Origin of the sequence: Ralstonia psammae, assembly GCF_958405935.1 — a bacterium.
In the GTDB taxonomy this organism is placed as follows: domain Bacteria; phylum Pseudomonadota; class Gammaproteobacteria; order Burkholderiales; family Burkholderiaceae; genus Ralstonia; species Ralstonia psammae.
In genome coordinates, this window is record NZ_CATZBU010000007.1 from 22,153 (window position 1) to 44,917 (window position 22,765).

The 22,765-nt window shown below is 64.1% G+C and carries 17 protein-coding genes; 9 read left to right on the forward strand and 8 right to left on the reverse strand.

Features of this window, described 5'->3' with window-relative positions; translation table 11 throughout:
* Positions 1–11 precede the first annotated feature (11 nt).
* Genes R2N16_RS15385 through R2N16_RS15395 form a run of 3 tightly spaced genes read right to left on the reverse strand, consistent with a single transcriptional unit; the run spans position 12 to position 6,341 of the window.
* The gene (locus tag R2N16_RS15385; protein WP_316666612.1) at positions 12–1,289 is read right to left on the reverse strand and encodes a branched-chain amino acid ABC transporter substrate-binding protein; all 1,278 of its coding nucleotides are present in this window, start codon (positions 1,287–1,289) and stop codon (positions 12–14) included.
* Positions 1,290–1,314: 25 nt separating this feature from the next.
* A complete protein-coding gene (locus R2N16_RS15390; RefSeq protein WP_316666613.1) occupies positions 1,315–4,623 on the reverse strand; it encodes an acetyl-CoA carboxylase family protein in 3,309 nt (1,102 codons plus the stop codon).
* Between the two features lie 14 nt (positions 4,624–4,637).
* On the reverse strand, positions 4,638–6,341 hold the full coding sequence (locus tag R2N16_RS15395; RefSeq protein WP_316666614.1) for an AMP-binding protein: 1,704 nt from the start codon (positions 6,339–6,341) through the stop codon (positions 4,638–4,640).
* 201 nt (positions 6,342–6,542) lie between these two features.
* On the opposite strand from R2N16_RS15395, the gene R2N16_RS15400 reads away from it, so the two are divergent.
* Positions 6,543–7,253, forward strand: coding sequence for a TetR/AcrR family transcriptional regulator (locus R2N16_RS15400; RefSeq protein WP_316666615.1), 711 nt, complete (start codon positions 6,543–6,545; stop codon positions 7,251–7,253).
* On the opposite strand, the gene R2N16_RS15405 is transcribed toward R2N16_RS15400, so the two are convergent.
* On the reverse strand, positions 7,237–8,052 hold the full coding sequence (locus tag R2N16_RS15405) for an oxygen-binding di-iron domain-containing protein (protein WP_316666616.1): 816 nt from the start codon (positions 8,050–8,052) through the stop codon (positions 7,237–7,239). The genes R2N16_RS15400 and R2N16_RS15405 overlap by 17 nt on opposite strands.
* A gap of 253 nt (positions 8,053–8,305) precedes the next feature.
* On the opposite strand from R2N16_RS15405, the gene R2N16_RS15410 reads away from it, so the two are divergent.
* Positions 8,306–9,787, forward strand: a complete 1,482-nt coding sequence (locus tag R2N16_RS15410) for a DEAD/DEAH box helicase (RefSeq protein ID WP_428984136.1) — start codon at positions 8,306–8,308, stop codon at positions 9,785–9,787.
* 39 nt (positions 9,788–9,826) lie between these two features.
* Here R2N16_RS15410 and gluQRS read toward each other — a convergent pair whose 3' ends face one another.
* Together gluQRS and R2N16_RS15420 are read right to left on the reverse strand one after the other, a co-directional pair.
* On the reverse strand, positions 9,827–10,771 hold the full coding sequence (gluQRS, locus tag R2N16_RS15415) for a tRNA glutamyl-Q(34) synthetase GluQRS (RefSeq protein WP_316666618.1): 945 nt from the start codon (positions 10,769–10,771) through the stop codon (positions 9,827–9,829).
* Positions 10,772–10,833: 62 nt separating this feature from the next.
* Positions 10,834–11,736, reverse strand: a complete 903-nt coding sequence (locus tag R2N16_RS15420; RefSeq protein WP_316666619.1) for a LysR family transcriptional regulator — start codon at positions 11,734–11,736, stop codon at positions 10,834–10,836.
* 106 nt (positions 11,737–11,842) lie between these two features.
* On the opposite strand from R2N16_RS15420, the gene R2N16_RS15425 reads away from it, so the two are divergent.
* Positions 11,843–12,541, forward strand: a complete 699-nt coding sequence (locus tag R2N16_RS15425; protein ID WP_316666620.1) for a pirin family protein — start codon at positions 11,843–11,845, stop codon at positions 12,539–12,541.
* Positions 12,542–12,617: 76 nt separating this feature from the next.
* Positions 12,618–13,190 (forward strand): flavodoxin family protein, encoded by a 573-nt coding sequence (locus tag R2N16_RS15430; RefSeq protein ID WP_316666621.1) that lies wholly within the window; start codon positions 12,618–12,620, stop codon positions 13,188–13,190.
* Positions 13,191–13,376: 186 nt separating this feature from the next.
* Here R2N16_RS15430 and R2N16_RS15435 read toward each other — a convergent pair whose 3' ends face one another.
* A complete protein-coding gene (locus tag R2N16_RS15435; RefSeq protein ID WP_316666775.1) occupies positions 13,377–14,225 on the reverse strand; it encodes a sulfurtransferase in 849 nt (282 codons plus the stop codon).
* Positions 14,226–14,375: 150 nt separating this feature from the next.
* Between R2N16_RS15435 and dnaE the strand changes: the two genes are divergently transcribed.
* The 5 genes from dnaE (at position 14,376) to R2N16_RS15460 (ending at position 21,937) form a co-directional block, all read left to right on the forward strand.
* Positions 14,376–17,894, forward strand: a complete 3,519-nt coding sequence (gene dnaE / locus R2N16_RS15440; protein WP_316666622.1) for a DNA polymerase III subunit alpha — start codon at positions 14,376–14,378, stop codon at positions 17,892–17,894.
* Between the two features lie 83 nt (positions 17,895–17,977).
* Positions 17,978–19,045, forward strand: a complete 1,068-nt coding sequence (locus tag R2N16_RS15445; RefSeq protein WP_316666623.1) for a glycosyltransferase family 4 protein — start codon at positions 17,978–17,980, stop codon at positions 19,043–19,045.
* Between the two features lie 56 nt (positions 19,046–19,101).
* Positions 19,102–20,322 (forward strand): O-antigen ligase family protein, encoded by a 1,221-nt coding sequence (locus R2N16_RS15450; protein ID WP_316666624.1) that lies wholly within the window; start codon positions 19,102–19,104, stop codon positions 20,320–20,322.
* 12 nt (positions 20,323–20,334) lie between these two features.
* A complete protein-coding gene (locus R2N16_RS15455; RefSeq protein WP_232040607.1) occupies positions 20,335–21,108 on the forward strand; it encodes a glycosyltransferase family 2 protein in 774 nt (257 codons plus the stop codon).
* Entirely contained in the window at positions 21,095–21,937 is an 843-nt protein-coding gene (locus tag R2N16_RS15460) for a glycosyltransferase family 2 protein (protein ID WP_316666625.1), read from the forward strand. Before R2N16_RS15455 ends, R2N16_RS15460 begins: the two co-directional genes overlap by 14 nt.
* Positions 21,938–21,953: 16 nt before the next feature.
* On the opposite strand, the gene R2N16_RS15465 is transcribed toward R2N16_RS15460, so the two are convergent.
* Positions 21,954–22,736: a glycosyltransferase family 25 protein gene (locus R2N16_RS15465; protein ID WP_316666626.1), complete on the reverse strand. Its 783-nt coding sequence runs from the start codon at positions 22,734–22,736 to the stop codon at positions 21,954–21,956.
* Between the last annotated feature and the right edge of the window lie 29 nt (positions 22,737–22,765).

A 22,765-nucleotide genomic window follows, 5' to 3' on the forward strand; every position in this document is an offset into this window, starting at 1 on the left:
GGGTGGCTCCGTCAAGCGCCTGCCGGCCGCTTCATCTTGCAAGTGGTTGGCAGGTCCAGGTCTTTGGCCGCGGTCGTGCTCTCGGTCCTGTGGCCCCATTGGGTGCCGTCGTAGCCGACCTTGACGGTCGTCCCGTCCACCGGCGCGATCGTCGATACCACCTGCGGCAGCAGCAACTGGTGGTCGGCCTTGCGCATCGTGACATCGCCCAGGAAGCTCCGTTTCTGCATGCCTTCCAGCGCCAGCGCAATCTTCAGCGGGTCGGTGGAATTGGCTTTGCGAATGGCGTCCGTCACCAGTTCGACGGACAACACGGTGCGCGGGGCGAAGTGTTCACCGGCGGGCGTCTGGCGCACACGCGCATCCATCTGCATCAGTTGCGCGTTGCCGTTGCCGGGCGTCCATTCCGATACCCATGTCACCTTGCCGATCTTGGCCTGTGAAACGGCCAGTACTGTGCCCGGGGCGCCTGCGCCGCTGTGGTTCAGATAGCGCACGTCGTAGCTCATGTCGCCCGCTGCCTTGATGAGCAGGTTCAGGTCTTGCCCCCAGTTGCCGGTGAGAAGCGTGTCGGCGCCTGTCGCCTTGGCCTTCGAGACGTAGGGCGCGAAGTCCTTCACCTTGCCGATCGGGTGCAGCGTCTCTCCGGTGAACTGCACGTCGGGTCGCACGGCCGAGATCATCTGCTTGCCCAGTGACGCCCACAGCCGGCCGTGCGCGTAGTCCTGGTTCAGCGAATAGACCTTGCGGATATCGGGCTGCGTTTTGACGAAGTTGGCCAGCGCGCGCATCTTCATCGCCGTGTTGGCCTCGGTGGCGAAATGCCAGAAGCTGCAATGTGCGCCGGTCAGGTCGGGGTCGATCGACGCGTAGTTGATGATCAGCACGCGCTTGGCCGGATTGCGCTCGTTGTGCTTGGTGGCGGCATCCACCATGGCCGCCACCACGGACGAGCCCGAGCCGCCGGTGAAGACGATCTTCGCGCCGGCATCGATGGCGCTCTGCAGCGCCGACAGACTGTCTTGCGCCGACAGCTTGTTGTCGTAGGTCGACAGCGCGTAACGCGCACCGTTGAGCACCCCTTGCGGTTGCGCGTTGGCGTCGTCAATGCCGAGCTTTAGATTCGCCAGAAACTGCTCGCCCACATTCGAGAGCGGCCCACTCAACTGATCGATGAACGCCACCTTGATCGGCGCGGGGTCTGCGGCGTACGCCAGTGGTGCAAACCACAACGCTCCAGCACACGCCAATGCGGTCAACGGACAGGCAAAGCGGATCACTGCGGGCATGTCGCCTCCTTGTGGGTGTTCTCGTCTACCAGGTGTCGATGAAGCGGCGCGTGGCTGGGTCGCGCGCGTGCCGCGGCGGCGCAGGGGGCGCCGATTGCAGCCCGCGCAACAGCCAGCGGCGCGTATCGGCCGGATCGATCACCGCGTCGATCTCGAGATAGCTGGCGATGTTGAGCGCGCGGCCTTCCTCATAAGCAGCATCGACCATCTTCCGGAACAGCGCCTCGCGTTCTGCGGGGTCTTCGACCGCTTCCAGTTCCTTGCGGTAACCCAGGCGGATGGCGCCTTCGATGCCCATGCCGCCAAATTCGCCGCTCGGCCACGACGCGGTGAAGAACGGCGCGTGGAAGCCGCCCGCGGCCATGGCCATCGCCCCAAGCCCGTAGCCCTTGCGCAGCACGACGGTGAAGAAGGGCACGCGCAAGTTTCCGGCCGTCACGAACATGCGGCTGACGTGGCGCACGGTGGCGGTCTTTTCCGCCTCCGGCCCCACCATGAAACCCGGCGTGTCGCACAGCGAGACGATGGGCAGATCGAACGCGTTGCACAGTTGCATGAAGCGCGACGCCTTGTCAGCCGCTGCAGAATCGATGGCGCCGCCCAGGTGGCGCGGGTTGTTGGCGAGGCAACCGAAGGCGCGGCCCTCGATGCGGATCAGCGCGGTGATGATGCCCACGCCAAAGGCCTGGCGCAGCTCCAGCACGGAGCCGGTGTCGGCCAATGCGTCGATCACGGCGCGCATGTCATAGCTGCGCATGCGGTTTTCTGGAATCACGTGGCGCAGGTGGCGCACGTCGCCGGCGTCCCAGTGGGTGAGTGGCCCCTGGAGGTAGCTCAGGTAACGGCGCGCGGCGTCCACGGCTTCGGTCTCGTCGTCGACCAGGACATCGATCACGCCATTGGGCGCCTGCACGCTCACGGGGCCGACCTCCTCGGGCGCGTATACGCCAAGGCCACCGCCTTCGATCATGGCGGGGCCACCCATGCCGATGGTCGCGTCGCGCGTGGCGATGATCACGTCAGCACATCCCAGCAGCGCGGCATTGCCTGCAAAGCAGCGGCCCGACACGATGCCGACGGTCGGCACCAGCCCCGACAAGCGCGCGAAATGGATGAAGGTCGGGCAGTCCAGGCCGCTGACGCCGCGCTTTTCAGTGTCGCCCGGCCGGCCGCCGCCGCCTTCGGCAAACAGCACAACGGGCAGCTTCCATTGCTGCGCCAACTCCAGTGCGCGGTCGGTCTTCTTGTGGTTGAAGGTGCCCTGCGTGCCTGCCAGCACGGTGTAGTCATACGCGAGCACCATGCAGCGCGCGTCCTGATCCGGGAAGTGCGTGCCGTTGACGGTGCCAATGCCGGTGATGATGCCGTCGGCCGGTGTCGAACGAATCAAGTCATCCAGGGCGCGCCGTTGGCGTTGTGCTGCGATGGCGAGTGCGCCGTACTCGATGAACGAGTCTGCGTCGCACAGGTGTGCGATGTTCTCGCGCGCGGTGCGTTGACCGGTCTTGCGGCGGCGCGCGACGGCATCCGGGCGGTGCGCGTCGAGGCCGAATGCATGGCGGTCGATGACGGTTTGCAGGTCGGGGCGAATGCGGTCGAGGTCGATCTCGGCCTCGGTTGCCGCGGCCTCGTGTTGCGCGTCGCCAGGCTGGAGCACCGCCAGCGGCTGGCCTTCCCGCACTGTTGCGCCCGGCTTTGCGCAGACTTGCAACACACGGCCGGCGGCGGACGCGATGACGACGTGTTCCATCTTCATCGCTTCAATCACGGCCAGCACCTCGCCGCGCGCGACGGTGGCACCGGCTTCTGCATTGAGCTGGATGAGCGCGCCATCCATGGGCGCGGTGACGAGATCGGCATCGTCAGGAAGCGTGTCGACGAATGAGGCTGTCGGTGTCAGGTCGGGGGCGGCTATCGACGCGGCGTGCAGGGTGGGATGCGCTTCGCCGTTGCCGGCGGCCAGCTCGGCGAGCTTTGCATCCAGAAACTGCGTGTGCACGGCGTTGGCCTGCACATCGGCGTCGCGCAGCAGGTCTTGCAGCAACCGCTTGTTCGTCGCCAGCCCTTCGATGCGGAACTCGCACAGCGCGCGATACGTTTGCGTCAGCGTCTGCGCATGCGTGCCCTGCGGTGCGTGGACGATCAGTTTGGCCAGCAGCGAATCGAAGCGCGGGTTCGGTCGGTAGCCCGCATAGCCGCAGGTGTCGACGCGCACGCCTGGGCCGTTGGGCGGTTCGAATGTGGTGAGCGTGCCGGTGGATGGATGCGGCTGCCCCCCTGCATCGAGGGTCTCTGCATTGATGCGCACTTGCACGGCATGGCCGCGTGGCGCGATCGGCCGAGCAAGCCCCAAGTCTGTGAGCGACGCACCTTGCGCCAGCGCCAGTTGGGTCGTCACCAAGTCGACGCCCGTCACCATTTCCGTGACGGTGTGTTCGACTTGCACGCGCGGGTTGGCTTCCATGAAATAGAACGTGGCGTGCGGCGTGCCCGCGCCTTCTACGAGGAACTCGAACGTGCCGATGCCGCTGTAGCCCGCAGCTTTGGCGAGCGTGACGGCAGCCTCAGCGATGCGCGCACGCAGCGTTTCGTCCAACGCCGGGCTCGGTGCGATCTCGATCAGCTTCTGGTGACGGCGCTGCAGGCTGCATTCGCGCTCGCCGAGATGTGTCACGTGGCCCTGTGCATCTGCAACGATTTGAATCTCGATGTGGCGCGGTGCGGGCACCAGCGCTTCGACATAGACATCCCCGACGCCGCCGGCGGTGGCTTCGGACACGCAACGCGCATACGCCTCGGCAATCGCCTGCGCATCGTGCACCGCACGCATGCCGCGTCCGCCGCCGCCGGCCACGGCTTTGATCATCATGCCGTGCGCGGGCGGCAGCGCGGCGAAGAAGGCGCGCGCATCTTCCAGCGTGGTCGCGCCTTGCGTGCCGTTGACGATGGGAATGCCAACCTCGCGCGCAAGGGCCCGCGCGCGTGCCTTGTCTCCGAAGAGGTCGAGCACACGCGGAGGTGGTCCGACGAACTGCACGCCGGCCTGTGCGCACTGGCGCGCGAAGGCGGCGCTCTCGCTCAGGAAGCCATAGCCGGGATGGATGGCATCGGCGCCGGCGGCGCGTGCGGCGGCAAGGATGGCTGCCCCGTCCAGGTATGCGCGCGGGCCCGTGCCGGGCAGGGGTACGGCTTCATCGGCTCGTAGTGGATGCAGCGCGTCGCGATCGTCTTCGGAGTAGATGGCGACGGAGGGCAAGCCCACCGTGGCGGCTGCGCGGGCAATGCGAATGGCGATCTCGCCGCGATTGGCGATCAGCAGTTTGCGAAACGTCATGGAGCAAGCGTGGGTTAGAGCTGTTCTGCCAGCGGCGCGAGATCCTGCTTGCGCACCTTGCCGGTGGCTGTGAGTGGCAGCGCGTCGACGATGCGCACGATGGGCACCTTGTAGACGGCCATGTTTTCGCGGCACCAACCGGTGAGCGTAGCGTCGTCCAATGTGCCGATGGCCTCGGGGCGCAGCATCACGAAGGCTACGGGAAGTTGGCCGCGCTGCTCGTCGGCGCGGCCTATCACGGCAGAACCGAGGACGGCCGGATGTTTGCCGAGCAGGGCTTCGATCTCCGCCGGGAACACGCTCATGCCGTTGACCTTGAGCATTTCCTTGCGGCGGCCGAGGTAGTGGACATAACCGTGTTCGTCGATGCAGCCGATATCGCCGGTGTGGAACCAGCCGTTACGCAGTGTTTGCGCGGTGGCGTCGGGCTTGTTCCAGTAGCCTTTGAGCAGCGTCGGCGTGCGCACGCAGAGTTCGCCCTCGGCGCCGATCGGCATCAGTTCGTGCGTGTCGAAATCGCAGATCTTGAAGTCGGTGCCCGGCACCGGCAAGCCCACGAAAATCGGTTGGGAGCGCAGATCGAAATCATCATCCTGCATGCCGAGCGTGAAGCTGTTGCAGGTCTGCGTTTCGGTCATGCCCCAGGCGCTCTCGGCCATCATCGAGCCCGTCAGTTCACGCCATGCGCGGCGGTATTCGGGGTTCAGCTTCTTTACGAACGACGACACGCCTGTATGCCGCAGCGAGCGCAGGTTGTAAGCATGCACACGCGGGTGCGCCATCACCTCGGCCGCGCTGTCGACAAGCATCGAGCCATTGGTCACCCGATAGCGCTGCACGCCGGCCATGAAGGCCTCCGCATCCCAGCGCGCGAGCAACACCAGCGGCACGCCAAGGAAGGCAGGGAAGATCAGTCCGGTGTTCTCCCCGGCAATCCAGAACTGCGGATAGAAGCTGAGCATGACGGTGTCGGCATCGGCGCGCAGCGAGACGGCCGAGAACGCGGCCGCCATATCCACCATGTCACCCTGCGTGTGGATGCAGCCCTTGGGCAGCCCGGTCGTGCCGCCCGTGTAGTTGAGCGCGGCAACCGCATCCAGCGAGCCAGGCGGCAGGGGGATCGGCGTGGTCTGTGCCAATGCAGGCAACAAATCGATTGCATCGTCGCAGGCCAGTGATGGTTCGGTCAGCATTGCCGGGAGCGGCAACGTCGGCTGTGCAGGGAGCACGTCTGCATAGCGCGTGACGAAGACGTGCTCGACCGATGTTTCGGCCCGCACGTCACGCACCAGCGGCATGAGGCGGTCCAGCGTGACGATGGCGCGCGGTGTCGCGTCGCGCAGCGCATGCATCAACTCCGCGCGCTGGGACAGCGGGCTGATCGGCACATACACGGCGCCAAGCTTTAGGATGCCAAAGAAGACCGCATTGAATTGCGGGCAGTTCGACAGGAACACTGCCACCCGGTCGCCCGTGCCAATGCCGTGTTGCGCGAGCAGCGCGGCAAAGCGGTCGGAGAGATCATCAAGCTGGGCGAACGTCGTATCGTGCCCGTAGAAGTGGATGGCCGGCTTGTCTGGTGTGGTGCGCGCCCAGTGCCGCAGATAGTCGGTGAGGGCTGTGCGCCCGATCGGGTAATGCGGCTCACGTGGGGTATCGACCGGCCATGCGCGCGCCCAGAGCGCGCGAACGCGGCCGAGATACTCGGACTCGTCCATCGCCAAAGCTTGTCTCCGTCGGGTTGTGCAGTGCGTGCGCGATGCGGCGCCGCACTATCTATACTGAGAAGTAATTTTTTATACCAACGGGTATGAATATAGAAAGCGTTCTTTGATGCGTCAAGCATTTGAGAACGATGGTGTCGCCAAGATGCGCACATGCCACGGCGCATACGCGGGCGACATGCGAAAATATGTGTCATGTCCATCGTCCGCAAATCTGCCGTTCCCGACGTGCAACCGTCTGCTGAAACCGACGCTTCCGCAGCCCCGGGCGTCACACCGCCGGCCACGCGCCCGCACATCGCCGAGCGGCAGGAGGCTCGTCGCCGGCAGATTCTCGATACAGCCGCGCAGCTTTTCTTCACCAAAGGCTATGCCGGCATGACGATGAGCGACCTGTGCAACGCGCTCGGCGTGACAAAACCGGCGGTGTACTACTACTTCACCGACAAGTACGAGATCTTCGACATCCTGTGCCGCGAGGCCGCGCAGATCTGTCTGTCGGCCATCCGTGAAACCGCCGACCCGGCGCTGCCCGTGCGAGAACGCTTGCAGGCGTGTCTGCTGGAAATGGCGCGCCGTTGCATCGATTGCCACTACGCCGCCGCACTGACGTATCGCGATCGGCAGTACCTGCGCCCCGAAACGGTGGAGTGGCTGCACGGCATGTCGCGAGGTTACTACCGCGATCTCTATGCGCTGCTCGACGAGGGCAAGCGCGCCGGCGTGTTCGACTTTGGCGATGCCCGGGTCGCGGCGCACTCGATGGGCGGCGTCATGGGCTTCATGTACACGTGGCATGACCCGTCGCGCATCGATGCCGAGGTGCTGGCGGTTGAGCTGTCGGGCGCCATGATGAAGATCATCCTGCCGGCCGCCCCGAGCTTGGCTGCTAAACCCGCGTCCTGAGCGCTGCGCCAGCAGTTGCGCTCGGCAAGGCGGGCAGCCGGAAGATCTCCGGCGTCATCAGGTCGATGCCGCAGTCGAGCGTTTCCACCCAATCGATGAACCGGTTGACCATGGCCTTCCCGCGGAAGGGCTGGCCGTGCTGCGGCACGATCCATTCGATTTCCAGCCCGCGCACCATCTGCGCCCACAGGCGGCACACGCGGTTGCCGCTCATGTAGCGGCGATGGAAGGGCGCCATCAGCGGAAGGTGTGCATCAAAATCTTCAATGGGTTTGGCGGCTACGTTGGCATGCACCATCGATGCCCCCAGGTCGCCCGAGAACAGGATGCGCGACACCGGATCGTAGAACTGGAAATTGCCTTCCGAATGCAGGAAATGCGCCGGCACCGCCAGCAGATGCGATTGCCCCAGCGGAATCGCCATGCCCGTATCCGGGATCGGCACGATGCGGCCCTCGGTCTTGCCGACGGTGCAGAAATGCGGCAGAAAACGCTCCCATACGCGCGAGATCAGGATGTCGCAGCTGGAACTCGTCAGCCACCTTCCCGCCGAGGCGACGATGTCCGGGTCCGCATGCGAGGCCAGCACATAGTCGAGCTGCTTGGGCGGGAAGTACCGGTTCATCGCCAGAAACAGCGCGTTGTAGGTCATCTGGCCGCCCGGATCGATCAGGGCGCCGTGGCCGTGATCGACGATGAGGAACTGGTTGGTCTGCACTGGCAGGTCGTCGTGATCGTCGACCAGATCCGAAAACATCAGGCAGACATGCTCGAGCGTTTCGTAAAGCGTGGTGACCATGAGAGAGGACGGGGCGCGGTTGGAATGCCCCGATGGTCGCGCAGCGCGTGCCCGCCACACTTGATCCGTGTCAAGGCGGCTGTGGCGCCGGCGTTGGCCTGGGTGGCCGATCATCCATCCCGCGCGGGGTCTCACGTGATAAACTTTTGATTTTTAACGCTTTGCGCGAGCCGCACGCGGGGTTTTCCGCTTGGGTCTGGCGCGCCGCCATGCCAACCGGCATGCCGCATCTCCCCCTATGAATACTGCAACGATGTCTGAAGCGTCTGAAGCGCCGGCCAATGAATCGGTGACATTCGACAGCTTCGGCCTGCATCCGGACGTCCTCCGCGCGCTGACCGAAAGCGGTTACACCAAGCCCACGCCCATTCAGGCTGCCGCCATTCCGGTGGTGACTGCCGGCCGCGACGTCATGGGCGCCGCGCAAACCGGCACCGGCAAGACCGCCGGGTTTTCGCTGCCGATCATCCATAACCTGCTGCCCGAAGCCAACACGAGCGCGTCGCCGGCGCGCCACCCGGTGCGGGCGCTGATCCTCACGCCCACGCGCGAACTGGCCGACCAGGTATACGACAACGTTGCCAAGTACGCGAAGTACACGGCGTTGCGCAGCGCCGTCGTGTTCGGCGGTGTCGACATGAACCCGCAGACGGAGCAACTGCGCCGCGGCGTCGAGATCCTCGTTGCCACGCCGGGCCGTCTGCTCGACCACGTGCAGCAGCGCAGCGTGAACCTGTCGCAGGTGCGCATGCTGGTGCTGGACGAAGCCGACCGCATGCTCGACATGGGCTTCCTGCCCGACCTGCAGCGCATCATCAACCTGTTGCCGGCGCATCGCCAGACGCTGTTGTTCTCGGCCACGTTCTCGCCCGAGATCAAGAAGCTGGCTGCCAGCTACCTGCGTCATCCGCAGACGATCGAGGTGGCACGCAGCAACGCCACGGCAGAGAACGTCCGCCAGGTTATCTACACCGTGCCGGACAACCACAAGCAGGCGGCGCTCGTGCATCTGCTGCGCCAGCGCGCAGAGCAAGGCCTGCCGCGCCAGTGCATCGTGTTCTCCAACAGCAAGATCGGCTGCTCGCGCCTGGCGCGCGCGCTGGAGCGCGAAGGCATCAACGCCAACGCCATCCACGGCGACAAGACGCAGACCGAGCGCATGCAAACGCTCGAAGCGTTCAAGCAAGGTACCGTGGATGTGCTGGTTGCCACCGACGTGGCAGCGCGAGGTCTCGATATCTCGCAGATGCCGTGCGTGATCAACTTCGACCTGCCGTTCAACGCAGAAGACTACGTGCACCGTATCGGCCGCACGGGTCGTGCCGGTGCTTCCGGTGATGCACTGTCGCTGTTCGCCCCGGGCGATGAACGCCTGCTGGCCGACATCGAAAAGCTGATCAAGCGCAACCTGCCGCGCGAGCAATTGGCTGATTTCGATCCGACCGGCGAACAGGCGCGTGACCGTGAGCGCCGTGAGCGCGACGAAAAGCGCGCTCGCAGCGAAGTCCGCCGCTCCCGCGAGCGCGAAGACCGCAACGGCGCCCGCGTGCTTGATCACACGATCGTGCGCCCGGCGTTCCGCCCATCGGACGACCCGTTCTTCAATCGCCCGTACGAATCGTCCGTGCCAGCGGAATCGGCTGGGGCTGCCAAGCCGGCACAATCGACCGGACACCCCCGCAGCGCCAAGCGCCCGATCGCGGCGCTGCTCGGTGGCGTGCCGCGCAAGCGTTAAGTCAGTCGGCTGAAAACGGCGGCGCTCCTGCCGCCAGGGTCAATTGCATCGGGCCGGTTGTGCCAGGCGATTGGCCCACGCCGGGACGGCGTCCCGGTAGAACCCCTCCACATCCTCCGCACGAATGTCCAGCCCCAGGTGTTGCGCGGCTTCCGTTAGCGCGGCCAGCGGCTGACTGCGGTTGATGGCGCGTGCGCCCGTTTGCTTGCTGAGTTTCTCGCCGTCGCGGTTCACCACCACGGGCACGTGCAGGTAGCGCAACGCAGGCAGCCCCAGCAACTGTTGCAGATAGATCTGGCGCGGCGTCGAGTCGAGCAGATCGGCGCCGCGCACGACGTCCGTGATGCCTTGCGTGGCATCGTCCACCACAACCGCAATCTGATACGCCCACATGCCGTCGGCGCGCTTGAGCACGAAGTCGCCTACGGCTTCGGCCAGATTCTGGCATTGCGTGCCTTGCCAGCGGTCGTTGAAGCAGACGGTGGCGGCATCGGCGTCCGGCACACGCACACGCCACGCGCGCGGCGGGCGGCCGTGCAGTCCGTTGCGGCACGTGCCGGGATAGATCAAGGTCTGGTGGCGCAGGTGCCCGTTGGCGTCGATGCTCGTGACGGAATCCGCAATCTCGCGGCGCGTGCAGCCGCACGGGTAGAGGTTGCCGTTGGCCTGCAACTGCTCCAGCGCCTGTTCAAAGCGTGAGAGGTGCGTGCTCTGCCACTGCGGGGGCTCGTCGGGATTGAGCCCGAGTGCTTCCAATGTGGCGAGGATGTCGCGATCGGCGCCGGGCACGTTGCGCTGGAAATCGATGTCTTCAATGCGCACGAGCCACGCGCCACCGTGCACGCGCGCATCCAGCCAGCTTGCCAGCGCGGTGACCAGCGAGCCGATATGCAACGGCCCCGTGGGCGAGGGCGCAAAGCGGCCGCGGTATGGTTCGCGCGGCGACGTAGTGGATTCCGGAAAATCGAGATTGGCTTGGGACAACGCAACGCTCCAGGCGCAGAGGTCGATGGCGCTATTGTGCGCGATTTGTCGGCCCGAGGCGCCTATTGCATCATCAGCGCTTGCCCCAGGCGCGGGTCTTCCAGCTTATCGACCCACCATTGCAGCGCCTTGCCGCGCATGTTGTTGCGCCAGGCAACCTGGAACGTGCCGGCGCGCTTGTCTTCGGTGGTTTCCTTGGCGATCAGCACGCCGGAATCGAGATACGGTTGCGCCAGCGGCACCGGCAACCAGCCGCAGCCCAGGCCGCGAATCTGTGCCTGCACCTTGTCCGCCATGGACGGCACCACCAGCGTGTCCTGGCCGGCCATCACACCGATGGTGCGTGCGGGCAGATTGCGCGACGTATCCCCCACGGCAACGATGCGATGCCGGGTAATGGCGGCTGCAGGCAACGGCTCTTCCATCTGCGCCAGCGGGTGATGTGCGGCCACTGCAAACACGAAGGGAATGTTGCCCACGGTGCGCGTCTGAATGCCCTGCACCTGCATCACCTGCGCCGGCCCGATCAGCAAATCCGCACGGCCGGAGAGCAGCGCATCCCACGTGCCGGCCAGCACCTCGCGGCAGAAGCGCAGGCGTGTGGCGGTGTTTTCGGCGTAGAAATCCTGGATGACGGGCATGAGTGCGCGAAAGTGCACGAGATCGTCGACTACGATGGTCAACGTGGCTTCCCACCCGGTAGCGAGGCGCTTGACGCGGCGAGCGAGATCGTCGGCTGCCTGCAGCAGGTGCCGGCCTTCGTCGAGCAGCGCGCGGCCGGCGGGCGTGAGTTCCGCGCGGTGGCGGCGGCGGTCAAACAGCAGTACATCGAGGTCGTCTTCCAGCTTGCGCACCACGTACGTGAGCGCCGACGGCACTTTGCCCAGCTCGTGCGCCGCAGCGGCAAAGCTGCCCTTGCGTTCGATCGCGTCGAGCACTTCCAGAGATTCCAGCGATAGTGCCATGTTCAGAATTTTTGATGTATTGAATCAAAGCCGTGTCGCGCAACTATAGCCAATCTGCGTACCATTCACACATCAACGCAGCAATTTGGATGGGAGATTCATCAAAATGATTGAAATTCGCCACTCTCAAGATCGCGGTTACGCAGACCACGGCTGGCTCAAGTCGTATCACAGCTTCTCGTTTGCCGAGTACATGGACCCGGAACACGTTCAGTTCGGCCCGTTGCGCGTCATCAATGAAGACCGTGTGGCCGCCGGCATGGGCTTTGGCACCCACGGCCACCGCGACATGGAAATCATCAGCTATGTGCTTGACGGCGAGCTGGCGCACAAGGACAGCATGGGCAACGGCAGCGTGCTGCGCCCGGGCGACGTGCAGCGCATGACGGCTGGGACAGGTGTGCGTCACTCCGAGTTCAACCACGCGCAGGACCAGACCACGCATTTCCTGCAGATCTGGGTGCTTCCCGCGCAGTTGAACCTCACGCCGGGCTATGAAGAGCGCCATTTCGACGAGGCCGCCAAGCGCGGCAAGCTCGCCCTGATCGCGAGCGCCGATGGTCGTGACGATTCGGTGAAGGTGCATCAGGATATGGCGCTCTACGCCGGCAAGTTCGATGGCGCAGAAACTGCGTCCTTGCCCATCGCCGAGGGCCGCCGCGCTTATGTGCACGTGGTTCGCGGCAAGGTGAGCATCAACGGTCGCACGCTGGTTGGCGGCGACGCAGCCAAGCTGACGCAAGAAGAGGCGGTGACGCTCTCCGGCGGCGAAGACAGCGAAGTGCTGGTGTTCGATCTGCCGTAATGTTCGTGGCGCACGCTGTGTGCGCCTTTTCTTTGCCTTTGTTCCCCCACCGTAGTCCAACCCCAAGAGGATTCCCATGGCACGAGTTGCAGTCGTTTATCACAGCGGTTATGGCCATACCAAGAAGCAGGCCGAGGCCGTGTTTGCAGGTGTGCAGGGCGCCGGCGCGGAAGCACACCTGATTTCGGTCACAGACGTCAACGACGACACCTGGGCGCTGCTGGCCGGCGTCGACACGATCGTCTTTGGCGCGCCGACCTACATGGGCGGCGTTTCGGGCGACTTCAAGAAATTTGCCGATGCCTCGTCCAAGGCGTGGTTTACCGGCGCGTGGAAGGACAAGATCGCCGCTGGTTTCACGAATTCCGCATCGATGAACGGCGACAAGTACGCCTCGATCCAGTACCTGTGGACGCTGTCGCAGCAGCACGGAATGATCTGGGTCGGCACGGGCATGATGCCGGCCAACAGCAAGGCCGCCACGCGTAACGACGTGAACTACCTGGGTGGTTTCGGCGGCGCGCTGGCGCAATCGCCGTCGGATGGGAGCCCCGAAGAGGGCCCGCTGCCGGGTGACCTGGAAACCTCCAAGCAGTTCGGCGAGCGCATTGTCGCCATCACGAACCAGTTCGTGCGCGGCCGTCAGTAAAGCGTGCCACGCAAAGAAAAACGCCGGCATGTCCGGCGTTTTTTTGTTGGTGTGCCACGGAGGGTCAGAATCGCGTGCCCACTTCGCAGAATGCGCCGCGGTTCGATCCACCCGCGCAACTCGTCGCGCAACCGCTCAATGCTGCAAGGCAAAGCGCGCTGACGAGGAGGGTGGCGGCAAGACGGTTCATGCGGCGGCGCGCGTTGGGTTGCTTGCGCAATGCGGGCAGCGCTGGCCGGGGATGTAATCGGCGGACTGCTGTTCTTCCGGCGTCACCACGGCGCGGCAGGCGAAGCATTGTTTCGGGCCCGCAGGCAGCAGTTCGGCATTGAGGGCGGTGCGGTGGTCGAACACGAAGCAATCGCCGTCGTAATGGGCGCCGCCGACTTCCTCGAAATATTTGAGGATGCCGCCTTCAAGCTGATACACGCGCTCGACACCGATCTCCTGCATGTGGATCGCCGCCTTTTCGCAGCGGATGCCGCCGGTGCAGAACGACACGACCGTCTTGCCGGCAAAGTCGTCCTTGTGCGCGGCAATGGCGGGCGGGAATTCGGTGAATTTCTTGAGGTTGTATTCGACGACGTTCTTGAATGTGCCGACGGCGACTTCATAGTCATTGCGCGTGTCGAGCATCACAACGGGGCGGCCCTCGTCGTCGTGACCCTGGTCGAGCCAGCGCTTGAGATCGGGCGGCGCGACCGACGGCGCGCGGCCCTCTTCCGGGCGGATCAGCGGGTGGCGCATGGTGATGATTTCTTTCTTCATGCGCACCAGCAGCCGGCGGAACGGCTGGTGGTCGGACAGGCTTTCCTTCGGTGCCAGGTCAGCAAAACGGGGGTCGGCGCGCAGCCAGCTGACGATGCCGTCAATGGCTTCGCGCGAGCCGGCCAGGAAGATGTTGATGCCCTCGGGCGCCAGGAGCACGGTGCCCTTCAACTCGCGCGCTTGGCATTCGGCCAGAAGGGCGGGGCGCAGGGTCTCGCGGTCATCGAGGGTGACGAATTTGTAAGCGGAAATATTGACGATCTGCATGTGCTGCCGCGCCATTTTCTGGCGCCTTGGGTAACCCGTTGATTCGTAAGCCGAAATTATAGCCGCCCGCGCAGCCGTGCGGGGTTGTCGATGGTCAACCGGACACGCTCGGAATGCTTTACAGAAGGTGTCACCCGGTACAATACGCGGATGAATTCGCCGCGCTTCGTCCACCTCCGTCTCCATTCCGAATATTCCGTCGTCGATGGCAACGTGCGTCTCGACGATGCCGTCAAGGCCGCCGCCAAAGACGGCATGGGCGCCTTGGCGCTGACCGATCTTGCCAACGCCTTCGGGCTGGTGCGCTTCTACAAGGAAGCGCGTGGCAAGGGCGTGAAGCCTATCGTTGGCGCCGACGTGTGGATCACCAATCACGACGAACGCGACAAACCGACACGCCTGCTGTTGCTGGTGCGTGACAAGCAGGGTTACCTGAACCTGTGCCAGTTGCTGGCCAGGGCGTGGCTCTCCAACCAACATCGCGGCCGCGCAGAAATCGCCCCCGAATGGTTCGATGAGCCTGGCGTGGAAAACGCCCCCCTGGCCACCGGCCTGCTGGCGCTCTCCGGCGGTATGGCGGGCGATATCGGCATGGCGCTGGCCAATGGAAACGATGCGCTGGCGCGCAAGCTCGCGACGAATTGGTCGCGCGTGTTTCCGGGCGCTTTCTACATCGAACTGCAGCGCGCGGGGCACGCTGGCACCGAAGCCTACATCCAGCAGGCCGTGAAGCTGGCCTCGGCCATGCAGTTGCCGGTGGTGGCCACGCATCCGGTGCAGTTCATGACGCCGGACGATTTCACGGCCCACGAAGCGCGCACCTGCATTGCGGAGGGCGAACTGCTCGCCAATCCGCGGCGCGCCCGCCGTTTCACGACCGAACAGTATTTCAAGACGCAGGACGAGATGTGCGCGCTGTTTGCCGACATCCCGTCCGCGCTGGCCAACGCGGTGCAGATCGCGCAGCGTTGCAACCTCAAGCTGGAACTGGGCAAGCCCAAGCTGCCGCTGTTCCCGACGCCCGATGGCATGTCGCTGGACGATTACCTCGTCCAGCTCGCCAAGGAAGGGCTGGAAAAGCGCATGGAGGTGCTGTTCCCCGATGAGGCCGTGCGCGAATCCAAGCGCGCCGAGTACTACGCCCGCCTGGAATTCGAGACCGGCACCATCATCAAGATGGGCTTCCCGGGCTACTTCCTGATCGTTGCGGACTTCATCAACTGGGCGAAGAACAACGGCGTGCCGGTGGGGCCGGGCCGGGGTTCGGGCGCCGGTTCGCTGGTGGCGTACGCGCTGGGTATTACCGATCTGGACCCGCTCAAATACAACCTGCTGTTTGAGCGTTTCCTGAACCCGGAACGTGTGTCGATGCCCGACTTCGACATCGACTTCTGCCAGCACGGCCGCGACCGCGTCATCCAGTACGTGAAGGAAAAATACGGCAAGGATGCCGTCTCGCAGATCGCCACCTTCGGCACCATGGCCGCCAAGGCCGCGGTGCGCGACGTGGGCCGCGTGCTCGATCTCGGCTACAACTTCGTTGACGGCGTGGCCAAGCTGATCCCGTTCAAGCCGGGCAAGCTCGTCACGCTGGAAGAGGCCAAGAAGGAAGAGCCGTTGCTGGCCGAACGCGAAGCCAATGAAGAAGAGGTCAAGCAGCTCCTGGAACTCGCGCAGCGCGTGGAAGGCATGACGCGTAACGTCGGCATGCACGCCGGCGGCGTGCTGATCGCCCCGGGCAAGTTGACCGATTTCTGCCCGCTCTACACGCAAGGCGGTGAAGATGCCGGCGTCGTCAGCCAGTACGACAAGGACGACGTGGAAGCCGTCGGCTTGGTCAAGTTCGACTTCTTGGGCCTGACCACGCTCACGATCCTCGACTGGGCCGAGCGCTACATTCGCATGCTCGATCCGTCCAAGGCGGATTGGAACTGCAGCCACATTCCGCTGACGGATAAGAAGGCGTTCGACATCCTGAAGACGGCTAACACGGTCGCCGTGTTCCAGCTGGAAAGCCGCGGCATGCAGGGCATGCTGAAGGACGCCAAGCCCGACCGTTTCGAGGACATCATCGCCCTGGTGGCGTTGTATCGTCCGGGCCCAATGGACCTGATCCCCAGCTTCTGCGCCCGTAAGCACGGTCGCGAGAAGGTGGAATACCCAGACCCGCGCGTCGAGCCGGTGCTCAAGGAGACCTACGGCATCATGGTCTACCAGGAGCAGGTGATGCAGATGGCGCAGATCGTGGGCGGTTACTCGCTCGGCGGCGCCGACTTGCTGCGCCGTGCGATGGGTAAGAAGAAGGCCGAAGAAATGGCCGAGCACCGCGAGCTGTTCCGCGCGGGTGCGGCCAAGGACGGGCTGTCTACCGAAAAGGCCGATGAAATCTTCGACCTGATGGAGAAGTTCGCAGGCTACGGCTTCAACAAGTCGCACGCGGCGGCATATGCGCTGCTGGCCTACTACACGGCTTGGCTCAAGGCACATCACCCGGCCGAATTCATGGCGGCCAACATGTCGCTCGCCATGGACGACACCGACAAGGTGAAGATCCTCTACGACGATGCCCGAGGAAAGAACGGCCTCACCGTGCTGCCGCCCGATATCAATGCGAGCCAGTACCGCTTTGCGCCGACCGACGCCAAGACCATCCGCTACGGCCTGGGCGGCGTGAAGGGCAGCGGCCAGGGCGCGATCGAAGATATCCTGCGTGCACGCGAAGACGGCCCCTTCAAGGACTTGTTCGACTTCTGCGAGCGCGTTGACCGCCGCCAGGTCAATCGCCGCACAATCGAAGCGCTGGTGCGTGCCGGTGCCTTCGACAGCCTCCACGACAACCGCGCGCAGTTGCTCGCTTCGATCGGCTTGGCCATGGAAGCCGCTGAGCAGAAGGCAGCGGCCGCCAACCAGGTGTCGCTCTTCGATCTGATGAGTGGTGACGATGCCGAGCTGCATCGCCCCGAACTCGTCGACGAACCGGCCTGGACCACCAAGCGCAAGCTGCAGGAAGAAAAGCAGGCGCTGGGTTTCTACCTTTCCGGTCACCTATTCGATGAGTGCCGCGACGAAGTGCGCCGCTTTGCGCGCACGACGCTGGCGGATCTGGCTCGCGAAGTGACCGACAAGGGCACCGGTGGCGGCTACGGCAACCGCGATGCGCGTAACAAGACGGTGGCGGGCGTGATCGTCGGCCAGCGCACACAGATGACGCAACGCGGCAAGATGCTGATCGTCATGCTTGACGACGGCTCCGCCAGCGAAGCCACCGAAGTGACGGTCTTCAACGAAGTCTTCGAAGCCAATCGCGCGCTGTTCAAGGAAGACGAAGTGCTGATCGTGCAGGGCAGCGCCCGCCACGACATGTTCACTGGCGGCGTGCGCGTGACAGCTGAAACCGTCATGGACATGACGCAGGCGCGCGCCAAGTTTGCGCGGGCGATCCGCCTGTCGATGAATGGCGATTCGACGGCGGCCAAGCTGCGCGATCTGCTCTCGCCGCATGTGGCGGCGGATGGCAATGGCGTCTCGGTGCGCATCACCTACGTCTGCGAGCAAGCCCGCTGCGAAGCCGTGCTCGGCGACGCCTGGCGCATTGTTCCGAGCGAAGCGGCAATCGCCGCGTTGCGTCAGGCGCTGAACGCCGAGAACGTGGCGACGGTGTATGAGTAGTTCGAAGATGGCGCAGGGGGCGCCATTGCCGGGCGCACGCTCGGCACGACTGCAGTCTCAATACGATTATTACTAGAGCATCCATGAACGTCGGAATCTCGTGCAACGCGCTGGGCTACAGCGGCGGCAGCGAGCGCTACGCGATGGACCTGGTGCGCGGCCTGCATGAGCGCGCCATCCGTCCCGTGTTCTTCGCCAAGATGGTGGACAAGGCGCTGCCCGAATACCGGCAGGTCAAGGCAATTGCACTGCCCACGCGCAAGCTGCCGGGCAAATTGAACGACCACGCGTTTGGCTGGCTGGTGCGCTACCTAGCCAAGCGGGAGCATGTCGACTTGATGATTGGCTGCAACCGCACGGGTGCATCGGATATCGCTATTTGTGGCGGTACGCACGTCGGTTATCTCAAGAGCTTTTCCAAAGAGGCTTCCTTCTGGGATCGCCAGCAGATCGCGCTGGAGCGCCGAGACTATGTGCGCTCGCACGTTGTCGTTGCACATTCGCGGCTGATGGCGCAGGAAGTGCTCGACTACTACGACATTCCCGCGGCCAAGGTGAAGACGGTGTATCCGCCGGTGAGTGAGTTGAAGTTCTCGCCGGTGGATGAGGCCGAGCGTCAGCGGCTGCGCGATGAGCTGGGCTTCGCGAAGGATCGCGTCACGTTTGTTTTCCCATCGTCGAGCCACAAGCGCAAGGGTTATCCGCTGCTGGAGGCATTCTTCTCCAAGACGGATTTGCCGGTGCAGCTCGCGGTGATCGGACGACCGGTGTCATCGTCTTCGCCCAACATCCGGTACCTGGGATACCGCAAGGACATCGAGAACGTCTATCGCGCGGCCGACTACACGATCCTCGCTTCGCACTACGAGCCGTTTGGGCTGATCGGGGTGGAGTCCGTGCTGTGCGGCACGCCTGCCGTACTGGCAGCCAATATCGCCTGCACTGAAGTGATCTCGGAAGAAGGGGCACCTACGTTCGATGTGAACGATCCAGCGACGCTGGCCCGCACGATCGAGGCCGCTGTTGCCCGAGTGCAGGCTGGCCAAGCGCGCCTGGCGAATCCGCGCGAGCACCTGCGCTATGACCCGAGCATCGCTGCGCACATCGACGCGCTGCTGGCGCTTGCACCTGGCGCGGGGACATTGCGATGAGCACCTTGATGCAACGTGGCCGGACGCTGATCTCCAGCGCGCCGGCGGCGCTGGCCGTGTTCGGAATCGCCATCCTCCCGGCCTTCATGCTGTCGGTGCGCGGTGCAGCGTTCCTATCGTTCCTGCTGCTGCTGGTTGCTGCCTTCTGGTCGATGCTGGCCGCGCCTGCAGAGAGCATGGACCGACTGCGAGCGATGTGGCGCGAACACCGCTGGCTGATTGTGGCCATGGCGGCCATGCCGACTGCGATGCTGATCAGTGCGCAACTGAACCCGGCGGCGCCGCGCAGTGTGCCGTTTGCCTATGGCCGGCTCTGGCTGTTCGGGTTTGCGCTTTTTGCGCTGCTGCAATTACGTCCTAAACAGCTGGAGAGTGTGCAGTGGGGTTGTGTTGCGGGGGCCATCGGCTCGGCGGTGTGGTCGTATCTCGAGCTGCGAGCGGGAAGAACCGGTACGGTCGGCGCGTTTTCCAACGCCATTCCATTCGGCAACCTGTCGCTGCTGATGGGGTTGTTCGCGCTGATATCGATGGGTTGGGCGAAAAATGACGGCTGGCCCTTGATCGGTCTGCGTCTGGTAGCGGGCGGTGCGGGACTCTATGCATCGTACCTGTCGCAGGCGCGCGGGGGATGGATTGCAATCCCCGTACTACTGCTGATTGCCGTGGCGACGCTGCGTCACGTGAGCTGGAAGAAGCGAGTGACAGCCTTGTTGGTGTTCTTCGCACTGCTGGCGGCCGTATGCGTGTCGTCGAGTATGGTGCGTACCCGCTTTGATCAGGCGATGGAGGACATCCATGCCTATCAAGCGGGTCAGACCAACTCGTCGGTCGGCATCCGCCTCCAACTCTGGAAGGCTGCCACGCTGATGTTGACGCGCCACCCGCTAGCTGGGGTGGGAAGAGGGCAATTCGAGCCTGCGCTTAAAGCGATTCACGCGGAAGGCCTGATCACACAGGAGGCGAGCGCCTTCGAGCATGCCCACAACGAGTTTCTATACAATGGCGCCACGCTTGGCGTGCTGGGTATCGGCGCATTGCTGGCGCTCTATCTGGTGCCTGCCGCGTACTTTCTGCGTGCCGCACTGTGCGACGACCGCATCCTGCGCACCACCGGCGCGATGGGCCTGACGTTGTGCGTCGGGTTCGTACTGTTCGGGCTGACCGAAGTGATGCTGATCATCGCCCAGACGGTCGTGTTCTACAGCGTAATGGTGGCCGTATTCACCACGCATATTCATCGGCGCCGGCAGCAGCTGGGCGCCGCTCCCGTTCTCTGAGATTGCTTTCGCATGTCCGCATCCAATCGAGCCACGCTCGCCGTTATCATCGTCGCCAAGAATGAAGCTGCTGATATCGGCGACTGCATCCGCTCGGTGCGCGACTGGGCGGACGATGTCATTGTCTTCGACTCGGGTAGCACCGACGGCACGCAGGACATCTGCCGCCAACTCGGCGCACGCGTGTTCGAGACCGACTGGCCCGGCTATGGCGAGCAATCCAACCGTGCCTTGCGCGAAGCCCGTACCGACTGGGTGCTCTCGCTGGACGCCGACGAGCGCATCAGCCCGGAATTGCGCGCCGAGATGATCGCCGTGCTCGAATCGGGCAGCTCGCACACGGTCTACTCCATGCCGCGCAGCTCCAGTTTTTGCGGCCGCTTCATGAAACATTCGGGCTGGTGGCCGGACCGCATTCGTCGTTTTTTCAAGCGCGAGCAGGTGACGTTCTTCGATGCGCCGGTGCACTCGCACCTGGTCTTTGAGGGTACGGTGGGCGACTTCCGCGCGCCCATCATCCACTACTCGATTCCCGACCTGAAGGCTGCGCTCGACAAGGCCAACGATTATTCGACCGCCGGTGCGGCCGCAGCCTATGCCAAGGGCAAGCGCGCGTCGCTGGGAAGTGCGATCGGTCACGGGCTGTGGGCGTTCATTCGTACGTACATCATCCAGCGGGGCTTCCTCGATGGCGCGGAGGGCTTCATGCTCGCCGTGTCGAATGCGGAGGGTACGTACTACCGCTACATCAAGCTGATGATGCTGCATCGTCATGGCAAGCGCTGAGCCGCCGCGTCGCATCGCTCTCATCGTTACGACGTATAACCGCCCGGACGCGCTCGCCCGCGTACTGGCAGGCTGTGGCGCACAGACCGACCGCGCATTCGACGTCATCGTGGCCGACGACGGTTCACGCGATGACACACGTGTGGCGGTCGAAGTCGCTGCCAAGACCGCGCCGTATCCGCTGCGCCATGTCTGGCATCCCGACGATGGCTTTCGTGCAGGTGAGATCCGCAACCGCGGCGTGCTTGCGACGGATGCCGACTACCTCGTTTTTCTCGATGGTGATTGCGTGCCGCGTCCGGATTTCGTAGCCCGGCACCGCGCGTTGTCTGAGCCGGGGCGCCTGCTGTCCGGCAGTCGCATCCTGCTGAACGAAGCGATGACGCGTGAGGTCGTCGACCAGCAGATCGATATCCATCTGAAGGACCGCGCGTATTGGTTTGCCGCCTGGCGCGCGGGCCGCATCAACAAGTTTCTGCCGCTATTGGTACCAGGTTTGCCGGTGCCGCGTACGTTCAAGGACACCAGCCTGCGCGGTATCAAGAGCTGCAACCTTGGCGTGTGGCGCAGCGATTTCGAGCGCGTGAACGGCTTCGATCAGAGCTTCGTCGGATGGGGTCATGAAGACGCCGATCTGGCAGTGCGCCTGTACAACGCCGGTGTGCGGCGAAAGCGCGGCTTCTGCGCGACTGAAGTCTTCCACCTATGGCATCGCGAACAATCGCGGGAGCAGGAGAGCCCCAACTATCAACGCATGGTGGCTCGCCGCAATACCGACATCATCCGCGCGGAAGCCGGGCTTGCGGAACTGCGCGAGCAAAGCGCCTGAGCGGGCGCCGTCATGTTCACCAGGTCTTCTTCTGCTTGGCGATGCCGAGGAACGGCCGCACGAAGATCTGATAGAGAAACTTGCGCACAAAGACCTGATACAGATGATGGCCGACACCAAGTCGGTTGTCGGCTTCGCGGCTTTTGATGGCGCGATCGGCTTCCAGGTTGGAGCCGCTATCGAAGTTCTGCACGCCAATCACATAAGGCACGACCGCACGCATCTGCACGATGCCTTCGCGCTCGAACTTGTACCAATAGTCTGCAGCCAGCCACACAGGATAGAGCTGTTCCACCATGCGCTGGGCAGCCGCCCGCGTGACGAAATAGCCATGCGCAAGCCACTGGTAGTTGGCGAGCTTGACCGTGCGGTGGTCAGCCGTCAGCGGGCGTGCGTTGCGCTTGTAATAACGGTCGATGTGCGTGAGCAGCGTGACCACGGGTTCGTCGGGTGATACCTGCTGCGCCAGCGCGTCGAGCACGGCGGGCACGTCCGGCCCCAGTTTCGCGTCGTCTTCCAGGATGAGCGCGTAGGGCAGGTTCTGCTCGATCATTGCCCGGTAGACGCCCAGGTGGCTCAGCGCGCAGCCGACTTCGCCGACGGTCAGTTCGCGGCTTTGGCCCGTGGCGCGCGCGTGATCGTAGTGGCGCGCAAGTTCGTCGGCCGGAAGCGCCTTGCCGTACACACCGGGGAAACGGCTGTACGGCAGGCCAAGCGCATCGAGCTGGCGCTCCAGCGCCGCGCGGCGTCCGGTGTCGTGGTCAAGATTGATGAAAAACGTGGGAACGCGCGAACTCATTGCAAAGCGTCAGATGATGCGTCGGTCCG

What these genes read in the sequence shown, in the direction of transcription:
- R2N16_RS15435 (WP_316666775.1), bottom strand. Translation starts at nt 14,225, where the DNA reads ATGCAGATCGTCAATATTTCCGCTTACAAATTCGTCACCCTCGATGAC.
- R2N16_RS15400 (WP_316666615.1), top strand. Translation starts at nt 6,543, where the DNA reads ATGTCCATCGTCCGCAAATCTGCCGTTCCCGACGTGCAACCGTCTGCT.
- dnaE (WP_316666622.1), top strand. Translation starts at nt 14,376, where the DNA reads ATGAATTCGCCGCGCTTCGTCCACCTCCGTCTCCATTCCGAATATTCC.
- R2N16_RS15420 (WP_316666619.1), bottom strand. Translation starts at nt 11,736, where the DNA reads ATGGCACTATCGCTGGAATCTCTGGAAGTGCTCGACGCGATCGAACGC.
- R2N16_RS15425 (WP_316666620.1), top strand. Translation starts at nt 11,843, where the DNA reads ATGATTGAAATTCGCCACTCTCAAGATCGCGGTTACGCAGACCACGGC.
- R2N16_RS15405 (WP_316666616.1), bottom strand. Translation starts at nt 8,052, where the DNA reads ATGGTCACCACGCTTTACGAAACGCTCGAGCATGTCTGCCTGATGTTT.
- R2N16_RS15445 (WP_316666623.1), top strand. Translation starts at nt 17,978, where the DNA reads ATGAACGTCGGAATCTCGTGCAACGCGCTGGGCTACAGCGGCGGCAGC.
- R2N16_RS15430 (WP_316666621.1), top strand. Translation starts at nt 12,618, where the DNA reads ATGGCACGAGTTGCAGTCGTTTATCACAGCGGTTATGGCCATACCAAG.
- R2N16_RS15390 (WP_316666613.1), bottom strand. Translation starts at nt 4,623, where the DNA reads ATGACGTTTCGCAAACTGCTGATCGCCAATCGCGGCGAGATCGCCATT.
- R2N16_RS15385 (WP_316666612.1), bottom strand. Translation starts at nt 1,289, where the DNA reads ATGCCCGCAGTGATCCGCTTTGCCTGTCCGTTGACCGCATTGGCGTGT.
- R2N16_RS15410 (WP_428984136.1), top strand. Translation starts at nt 8,306, where the DNA reads ATGTCTGAAGCGTCTGAAGCGCCGGCCAATGAATCGGTGACATTCGAC.
- R2N16_RS15460 (WP_316666625.1), top strand. Translation starts at nt 21,095, where the DNA reads ATGGCAAGCGCTGAGCCGCCGCGTCGCATCGCTCTCATCGTTACGACG.
- R2N16_RS15455 (WP_232040607.1), top strand. Translation starts at nt 20,335, where the DNA reads ATGTCCGCATCCAATCGAGCCACGCTCGCCGTTATCATCGTCGCCAAG.
- R2N16_RS15465 (WP_316666626.1), bottom strand. Translation starts at nt 22,736, where the DNA reads ATGAGTTCGCGCGTTCCCACGTTTTTCATCAATCTTGACCACGACACC.
- R2N16_RS15395 (WP_316666614.1), bottom strand. Translation starts at nt 6,341, where the DNA reads ATGGACGAGTCCGAGTATCTCGGCCGCGTTCGCGCGCTCTGGGCGCGC.